Source organism: Mesorhizobium sp. (assembly GCF_004962925.1).
Classification (GTDB): Bacteria; Pseudomonadota; Alphaproteobacteria; order Rhizobiales; family Rhizobiaceae; genus Mesorhizobium.
In genome coordinates this window covers 10,294-18,180 of sequence record NZ_SUEO01000131.1, presented here as the reverse complement: position 1 = coordinate 18,180, position 7,887 = coordinate 10,294, and the positions used below count along the sequence as shown (strand labels likewise).

Here is a 7,887-nt window from a genome sequence, read left to right as displayed (position 1 = left end):
GGCTGACGCTGATCGTGCTCGCAGCAATCCTGACCGCACTTGCCGCAATGTTCGTCGGGCCGCTGAGCTTCGTCGGCCTCATCGCGCCGCACCTTGCGCGGCTGATCGGCTTTACCCGCGCCCAGCTTCACCTAGCCGGCGCGGTCCTTGTCGGCGCGCTGTTGATGATCGTGTCGGACTGGCTGTCGCGCATGGTGGCCTTTCCATACGAGTTGCCCGTCGGCCTGTTCGCCTCGCTGCTTGGCGGACCTTATCTCGTCCATCTGCTCGCTAAAGGAGTACCGCGCCATGGTTGAAATGCCGAGGAACCTCAAGGCATCCGCTGAGATCTTGCTGTCTTGTCCGCAAGACATCATGAAGCGGCTTTGCGCGCATTTTGCCGATCATGGCGATGTCGCCGTCGACGGCTCCTGCAGCCGCATCGACACGGCTTTCGGCTCGGCCAGCATGGAAGCCTGCCAACGCTGCCTGAAGGTCCTTGCCGAAGGCAGGGACGAGACATCCCTGGCCTATGTGAAGCTCTCCATCGCCGAGCACCTGCTGCATTTCGCCTCGGCGGAAAAGCCCAACATCATCTGGCAAGGCGACGGCGCAGCGGGTCAACCGCTGCCCTATTTCCGCGAGATGCGCGTTGCGCGAACCGTCAACGTGACGCCGCATATGCGTCGGCTGACCCTGGCCGGAAGCGACCTTGGACGCTTCGCGACGGGCGGGCTTCACGTCCGTCTGCTGCTTCCCCGGGATGGCGCCGCACCCGCCTGGCCGGTCACCGGCGTGGACGGCCGTCCGGCATGGCCGGAAGCGGAACGGCGGCCGGATGTGCGCGTATACACGATCCGCCGCATCGACGTCGAAAAGGGAGAGGTCGATATCGATTTCGTGTTGCATGATGGCGACGGCATGCCCGGCGCACGCTTCGCGGCCAATGCGCGGATCGGCGATATCGTCGGGATGACCGGGCCAGGCGGCGGCGACGTGCCCACAGCCGACTGGTGCCTGCTTGCCGGCGACGAGACCGCCCTGCCCGCGATCGGCCGCATCGTGGAGGCGCTGCCGGCAGGCGTGCACGCCGTCGTCCGCATCGAAGTCGCTGATGGCGACGAAGAGCAGAAGCTGGTTTCGCAGGCCACACTGGATATAAAATGGCTGCACAGGAACGGCGTGGCGCCAGGCAAATCGGCTTTGCTTCAGGACGCGGTCCGGGATGTGCCTTGGCCCGAAGAGGGGCGCAGCGTCTTCGCCTGGATCGGCTGCGAGCACAAGAGCTTCCGCGCCATCCGGTCCTACCTCAGGCAGGACCGGAAGCTGGCGCGCGACGCGCACCTCGTGGTCGCCTATTGGCGTTGCGGCTTCGAGGGCGATACCGCGCGGCAGAACGACCAAACCTGAGTTTGGCTGGCTCTGCCTTCAATCGACAAGCACAGCGACCACTGCGGTGCAGTCGCCCGCCTTGACCAGTCCGGGGAAATGCCGCGCGGCCAGAAGGCCGGACATTCTTGCCCTGATCTCCTGCGGTGCGGAACCGGTGCGGCCGATGGAATGGATGCGCGCCAGGACCTGGCCCTCTTCGACGGGCTCGCCGAGATCGATCATCGTTTCGATCATCCCGTCGTCCTCGGCGAACGAGAAGCAATCGCCAGACGGCATGTCCAGCCAGCGGGTCGGCTGCATCTCGACCGCACCGGCGACAATGCCGGCATGGCGCAGCACATTGAGCACGCCGCGACGCGCGATCCGCACCGTCTCCGCGCGAGAAGTCCCACCGCCGCCAAGTTCGGTGGTGATGAACAGCTTGCCCATTTCTTCGGCGGCAGTGTCGAACATGCCTACCGCATCGATCTCCAGCATCTTCATCGACCACGGTGCCGAGAACGCCTCGACCGCCGCGAAGCCCTTCGCCTCCAGCGCCTTGTCGGGCCGGATATGGGCGGCGCAGAACGGCACGAAGTCGAGCGTCTTGCCGCCGGAATGGAAGTCGAGCGCGATATCGGTGCGCGGCAAGAGTTCGCGCTGGAAGTAATCAGCGATCTTCTCGGTCACCGTGCCGTCTGGTCGGCCTGGAAAGCTGCGGTTCAAATTGCCCTTGTCGATCGGCGAGGTGCGGGTGCCGGCGCGGAACGCCGGATAGTTCATCGCCGGCACGATGATGACCGTGCCGCTGACGTGCTTCGGATCGAGCGCGCGGGCGAGATCATAAAGCGCCAGCGGCCCCTCATACTCGTCGCCATGATTGCCGCCGGTGAGCAACGCGCTCGGCCCGCTGCCGTTACGGATCACACAAATCGGGATCATCACCGATCCCCAGGCCGAATCGTCACGGCTGTAGGGCAGGCGCAGGAAACCGTGCTGCACGCCGTCCCGGTCGAAATCGACCGTCGGCGTAATCGGTGATGGGCGAAGCTGGGACGTCGGGCTCAATTCTTCACCACCAGCTTGCGCGGCACATTGGCAAGGCACTCGACCCCTGTCTCGGTGATCAGGATGGATTCGGTTATCTCGAGCCCCATCGTCTCCAGCCACAGGCCAGTCATGAAATGGAAGGTCATGCCGGGCTTCAGCTCGGTGCGATCGCCGGGGCGCAGGCTCATCGTGCGTTCGCCCCAGTCCGGCGGATAGGAAAGCCCGATCGGATAGCCGGTGCGGTTGTCCTTGACGATGCCGTATTTCTTTAGCACCGCGAAGAAGGCGTTGGCGATGTCTTCGCATGTATTGCCGGGCTTTGCCGCGGCAAGCCCGGCCTCCATGCCTTCCAACGTCGCCTTTTCGGCATCGAGGAACTCCTGCGTGGGTTGACCAAGAAACACAGTCCGGGAAAGAGGACAGTGGTAGCGGTTGTAGCAGCCGGCGATCTCGAAGAAGGTGCCCTCGCCCGACTTCATCGGCCTGTCGTCCCAGGTCAGATGCGGCGCCGACGCGTCGGCGCCCGACGGCAGCAGCGGCACGATCGCCGGATAGTCGCCGCCGATACCGTCGACGCCACGCGTGCCGGCATCATAGATCTCGGCGACCAGATCGCATTTGCGCATGCCGACTTCGATCTTGTCGACGATACGCTGGTGCATCGCTTCCACGATGCGGGCGGCCTTGCGCATATAGTCGATTTCCGTCGGGCTCTTCACCGCGCGCTGCCAGTTGACCAGTGCCGTGGCGTCGACGAAGCGGGCGTTGGGCAGATGTTTCTGCAGCGAAGCGAAGGCGGCGGCCGAGAACCAGTAATTGTCCATCTCGACGCCAATGCTGAGCTTGCCCCAGCCGCGATCTGCCAGCACCTGCGAGAGAAAATCCATCGGGTGGCGTTCGGTCGACTGCACATAGTGGTCGGCATAGCCGACGATGTTGTCGTGCGCGAGATAGGCGGTACGCTTTGCGCCGTTGGCGTCCTGGCCGCGCCCGTACCACACCGGTTCGCCCGACGGCGGCACGATGACAGCCTGGTGCACGTAGAACGACCAGCCGTCATAGCCGGTCAGCCAGGCCATGTTGGACGGGTCGCTGACAACAAGGAGATCGACGCCCTTGGCCTCCATGGCCTTCCGTGTCTTGGCGAGGCGGTCCGCATATTCGCCGCGCGAGAATTTGAGATTTGGCTGCATTGTTCTTGGTCCTCGTTTGTTGGGCCTTGCGGCCAGCATCAGCTTTCGAAAATAGTACCGGTGTTGGCCGCCCGGGCACGGTCGCGGGCGAGTGTGGCGATCGCCGTGTCCTGCACGCCGGTGCCGGTGAGGTCGGCGATGGTGATGTCGCTGGCCGAGCGCCGGCCATGTCTTTCGCCGGCGATGATCTGGCCGAGCTCGGTAATCTCGGCATCGGCCGCCATCACGCCCGTCGCGATGGCATGATGAAGTTCGCCCAGCAGCCGCGTCTGTTTCGCGCTGTCGGCGACGTAAAGATCGGCCATGCGCAGGATCGCCGGCGCGATCTCGTTCTTGTGCTCTGCGTCCGAGCCCATAGCGGTGATGTGCTGGCCGGCGGAGATGAAGCCGGCCTTGATCAGCGGCTCGGTCGACGGCGTCGTGGTGACGATGATGTCGGCGCCGGCCACCGCTATTGCCGCATCGGGCTCCGCACGCACGACAATGCCCAGTCTTTCGCGCAATGCATCCGCCGCTGCTTCGGCCTTGACGGCATCCCGCGCCCAGATGCGGGCCTCGGCGATCGGCCGCACCAGCATCAGCGCCTCGAGCTGCAGCCCGGCCTGGACGCCGGCGCCGAAGATCGCGGCGATCGAGGAGTCCGGCCGCGAAAGATGCTTCGCCGCGACCGCTCCGGCCGCGGCGGTGCGGATGTCGGTGAGATAGCCATTGTCGAGCAGCAGCGCCTCGACCAGTCCGGTTTTTGAAGACAGCAGCACCATCATGCCGTTGACGCTGGGCAGGCCGAGCTTCGGATTGTCGAAGAAGCCGGGACTGATCTTGATCGCAAAACCGTCGATCCCAGGCACATAGGCGGTCTTGACGTCGACCTCGCCGCGATACTCGGGAATGTCGAGCCGCAGGATTGGCGGCATCGCCACCGGCAAGGTGGCAAGCGCGCGGAACGCATTTTCGACGCAGGCGACGGCATCGAGATCGAGCTTCACGATCGCGCGCAATTCGGCTTCGGTGAGTATCGTCATCCGGCTCATGCAGCGCTCTCCTCAATTGCTTCGCCACAGATGATGTTCCTGTGCAGCGTCATGTCGATGTTGCGGCCGGACAGAATGAGCACTGTGGGGCCGCTCGCCCTGACCTTGCCGGCAAGCACCGCGGCGATGCCGACCGCGCCGGCGCCTTCGACGATCTCGCGCTCCTGTTCATAGGCATGGCGGATACCGGCGGCGATCTCGTCCTCGTCGAGCAGGATCACGCCGTCGAGCAGGTTGCGGCACATAGAGAAGCTCAGCCGGTTGTCGAGGCCGATGCCGCCGCCGAGCGAATCCGCCAGCGTCGGCAGTTCCTCGACCAAAACGGGATGTCCGGCGTCGAGGCTCGCCTTCATCGCCGCACCCCGCGCCATCGAAACGCCGATGACCTTCGTGCCGGGGCTGACGCCCTTCACGGCAGCTGCCACACCCGCCGCCAGCCCGCCGCCGGACAACGGCACCAGCACTAGAGCGGCGTCCGCAATTTGTTCGATGATCTCCAGCCCGAGCGTGCCTTGCCCGGCGATGATATCAGGATGGTCGAAGGGCGGCAGCATGACCAGTCCCTCTTCCGCGACCAGCCGATCGACCTCCTGCTGCGCATCGTCCTGGCTGTTGCCGACGATGCGGATCTCGGCGCCGAGCCGGCGGATTTCGTCGAGCTTATTCTGCGGCACCAGTCGCGACATGCAGATCGTCGCGCGCATGTCTTCGAGCTTCGCCGCATGGGCCAGCGCCCGGCCGTGATTGCCGGTCGAGGCGGCGACCACGCCGCGCGCCTTCTCATCAGTGTTCAGCGACGCGATAGCGTTCGAGGCGCCGCGCAGCTTGAAGCTGCCGGTGATCTGCCGATGTTCGAGCTTGAGATAAACAGGCGCACCCAAATGCCCGGAAAGACTCCGGGAAAGCACGATCGGTGTGCGCTCGACCTTGCCTGCGACGCGCTCGCGCGCCGCGCGGATATCGGAGAGGGTGATGGGCGCAAGTGTCATGGCCTCATTGTCCCAACGGCAGCGTCATCAGACGGCCGAATTCAGCGCGCGGCTCGTCGTCGCCGCAAAGCCGCAGGCAGTTCCAGGCCGTCGCCTGGTTGCTGGTGACGACCGGACGGCCGATCGCCTCTTCCATGCCGACCACAGCAAGTGCGGCCCGCAGCGCCGTGCAGGAGACGAACAGCGCGTCCGCTTGCGCATCGGTCGCCTCGCGCGCCAGATCGACCAAGGATGTCGGCGCAATCCGTGCCATCTCGCGGTCGTCCTCGAAGCCCAGGCATGTGAAGCTGGCGATATCGAAACCGTGCGCCGCGAAATAGGCCGCCATCGGCCGGCTGGTCTCGACCGTGTAAGGGGTGAGAATGCTGATCGTCCTGGCGCCCAGCGCCTTCAAGCCGCGCACCCCTGCCATCGGCGGCGTGACCACGGGCACGCCGGGCTTGGCTGCCTGCACCGCCGCCTCGATCTCGGCATCGCCGATGACCACCGAGGCCGAGGTGCAGGAATAGCAGATCGCGTCGAGCGGCTCGTCGGGCAGGATGAGCGCCGCGCCCGCGGTCAGCGATGGCTGCATCTTGCGCAAATTCTCCGGCGTCGTCGGATTGGCGTAGGGGATGCGCGCGACATAGACGCCGATCCGGTCGCTTGCCACCATGCGGCGAAAATCCGGTTCGGTCGTATGATCGGTGGCAAGGATGATCAGGCCGACGCGCTTTTCCAGCGGACGCGCGTCGAGCGCCGGCCGTGTCGACGTCAGTCTGATTTCGAGCAAGTGTTTCATGGAAGACTACCTCTCGATCTTGCCGTAGCGGCGTTCCAGCCAGCGCAGCAGCACGACCGAGAATAGGCTGATGACGAGGAAGAAAGCGCCGACCAAGGTCATCGGTTCGACGTAGCGGTAATAGGTATTGGCGACGCTCTTGGCCTGGTTCATCAGTTCCAGCACGGTGATCGCCGAAAGCAGCGGCGTCTCCTTGAACATGGCGATGAAGTAGTTGGCAAGCGCCGGGATCATCGGCGGAATCGCCTGCGGCATGATGATGTGGGTCCAGGTCTGCCTGGCATTCAGATTGCAGGCCTTGGCGGCTTCCCACTGGCCGCGCGGCACATTGTCGATGCCGGCGCGATAGACCTCGGCCGTGTAGGTGCCGTAGTGCAGGCCGAGGCCGATGACGCCCGCCACCAGCGGCGGCAGCAGGATACCGATATCCGGCAGCACGTAGAAGATGAAATAGAGCTGCACCAAAAGCGGCGTGCCACGAATGAATTCGGCGAGGAAGCCGACGGTGCGCGACAAGCCCTTGTTCGGCGAGCGCGGCGCCAGCGCGATAGCCAGCCCGACGATCGCGGCCAGAACCGAGCCGAGCAGTGTCGCCAGGATGGTGATCTTCACGCCCTGGATCAGCGTCGGCATGATCTCCCAGACGAAGTTCCAATCCCACTCCATTATGAGACCCGATCCATCAGACGCGCACCCCGTCGAGGCCGCGCGCCATACGGCGCTCCAGCGATCGGACACCCCAGGAAATGATCAGCGCAAGGGCGAAATAGATGATGAGGATGGTGGTGAACGGCACCAGCGTATTGCCGGTCTGCGAACGCACCACTTGCGCCTGGAAGGTCAGGTCGGTGAGCGAGATCAGCGAAACGACTGCGGTGGCCTTGAGCAATTCGATGGCGTTGTTGCCGAAGGTCGGCAACATGACCAGCAGCGCCTGCGGCAGGATGACATGGCGCATGGCTTGCCAGCGGCCGAGATTGAGCGCGGTGCAGGCCTCGTACTGTTCGCGGCCGATCGACTGGATGGCGCCGCGCACCACTTCTGCCGCATAGGCGCCGACATTGAGGCCGAGCGCCAGCACGCCGGCCTGCAACGGCGTCAGCGAAATGCCGATGAAGGGCAGCACGAAATAGGCCCAGAACAGCTGCACGAAGATCGAGGTGCCGCGAAAAAATTCGATATAAGCGGTGGCCAGCGCCCGAATGACGAAAAAACGCGACAGCCGCCCCAATCCGGCGAGAAAGGCCATGATCAGGGCAAGCACCGACCCCATCAGCGTCAGCTCGATGGTGATCAGCGCTCCCTGCAATATCAGGCCGAAATAGCCGGACCATTGGGTCATTGCGATTCAAAATTTCCTATCGTTTGCGGTTATGCGAGACTGCCGCGACAGCCCTTCTCCCCGTTCACGGGGAGAAGATGCCGGCAGGCAGATGAGGGGCGGCGCGAACCAACCAAAGTATGGCGCTGCCCCTCATCCGTCACTTCGTGAC

The 7,887-nt window shown here is 64.4% G+C and carries 9 protein-coding genes; 2 read left to right on the top strand and 7 right to left on the bottom strand.

Going from position 1 to position 7,887, the window contains the following annotated elements; genetic code table 11:
- Both E5W87_RS23050 and E5W87_RS23045 read left to right on the top strand, forming a co-directional pair.
- A partial coding sequence (locus E5W87_RS23050; RefSeq protein WP_292402701.1) for an iron chelate uptake ABC transporter family permease subunit occupies positions 1-296 on the top strand: 296 nt, incomplete at its 5' end.
- Positions 289-1,389 (top strand): siderophore-interacting protein, encoded by a 1,101-nt coding sequence (locus E5W87_RS23045; protein ID WP_292402699.1) that lies wholly within the window; start codon positions 289-291, stop codon positions 1,387-1,389. The genes E5W87_RS23050 and E5W87_RS23045, both read left to right, overlap by 8 nt.
- 18 nt (positions 1,390-1,407) lie before the next feature.
- Here the strand turns inward: E5W87_RS23045 and doeB are convergent, their stop codons facing one another.
- The 7 genes from doeB to ehuC are packed head-to-tail and all read right to left on the bottom strand — an operon-like array spanning position 1,408 to position 7,736.
- Positions 1,408-2,418 carry a N(2)-acetyl-L-2,4-diaminobutanoate deacetylase DoeB gene (doeB, locus tag E5W87_RS23040; protein ID WP_367118861.1) on the bottom strand — a complete coding sequence of 337 codons (1,011 nt, stop codon included), beginning with the start codon at positions 2,416-2,418 and terminating at the stop codon, positions 1,408-1,410.
- Positions 2,415-3,593 carry an ectoine hydrolase DoeA gene (gene doeA / locus E5W87_RS23035; protein ID WP_292402693.1) on the bottom strand — a complete coding sequence of 393 codons (1,179 nt, stop codon included), beginning with the start codon at positions 3,591-3,593 and terminating at the stop codon, positions 2,415-2,417. The genes doeB and doeA overlap by 4 nt, the downstream gene beginning before the upstream one ends.
- A gap of 38 nt (positions 3,594-3,631) precedes the next feature.
- Positions 3,632-4,624, bottom strand: coding sequence for an ectoine utilization protein EutC (gene eutC / locus E5W87_RS23030; RefSeq protein ID WP_292402689.1), 993 nt, complete (start codon positions 4,622-4,624; stop codon positions 3,632-3,634).
- Positions 4,621-5,613 carry a hydroxyectoine utilization dehydratase EutB gene (eutB, locus tag E5W87_RS23025; protein ID WP_292402686.1) on the bottom strand — a complete coding sequence of 331 codons (993 nt, stop codon included), beginning with the start codon at positions 5,611-5,613 and terminating at the stop codon, positions 4,621-4,623. Before eutB ends, eutC begins: the two co-directional genes overlap by 4 nt.
- Positions 5,614-5,617: 4 nt before the next feature.
- Entirely contained in the window at positions 5,618-6,394 is a 777-nt protein-coding gene (gene eutA, locus E5W87_RS23020; RefSeq protein ID WP_292402683.1) for an ectoine utilization protein EutA, read from the bottom strand.
- 6 nt (positions 6,395-6,400) lie between these two features.
- Positions 6,401-7,060, bottom strand: coding sequence for an ectoine/hydroxyectoine ABC transporter permease subunit EhuD (gene ehuD, locus E5W87_RS23015; RefSeq protein ID WP_292402679.1), 660 nt, complete (start codon positions 7,058-7,060; stop codon positions 6,401-6,403).
- Between the two features lie 16 nt (positions 7,061-7,076).
- Entirely contained in the window at positions 7,077-7,736 is a 660-nt protein-coding gene (ehuC, locus tag E5W87_RS23010; RefSeq protein WP_292402676.1) for an ectoine/hydroxyectoine ABC transporter permease subunit EhuC, read from the bottom strand.
- Positions 7,737-7,887 lie beyond the last annotated feature (151 nt).

What these genes read in the sequence shown, in the direction of transcription:
- E5W87_RS23045 (WP_292402699.1), top strand. Translation starts at nt 289, where the DNA reads ATGGTTGAAATGCCGAGGAACCTCAAGGCATCCGCTGAGATCTTGCTG.
- doeA (WP_292402693.1), bottom strand. Translation starts at nt 3,593, where the DNA reads ATGCAGCCAAATCTCAAATTCTCGCGCGGCGAATATGCGGACCGCCTC.
- ehuC (WP_292402676.1), bottom strand. Translation starts at nt 7,736, where the DNA reads ATGACCCAATGGTCCGGCTATTTCGGCCTGATATTGCAGGGAGCGCTG.
- eutB (WP_292402686.1), bottom strand. Translation starts at nt 5,613, where the DNA reads ATGACACTTGCGCCCATCACCCTCTCCGATATCCGCGCGGCGCGCGAG.
- eutA (WP_292402683.1), bottom strand. Translation starts at nt 6,394, where the DNA reads ATGAAACACTTGCTCGAAATCAGACTGACGTCGACACGGCCGGCGCTC.
- eutC (WP_292402689.1), bottom strand. Translation starts at nt 4,624, where the DNA reads ATGAGCCGGATGACGATACTCACCGAAGCCGAATTGCGCGCGATCGTG.
- ehuD (WP_292402679.1), bottom strand. Translation starts at nt 7,060, where the DNA reads ATGGAGTGGGATTGGAACTTCGTCTGGGAGATCATGCCGACGCTGATC.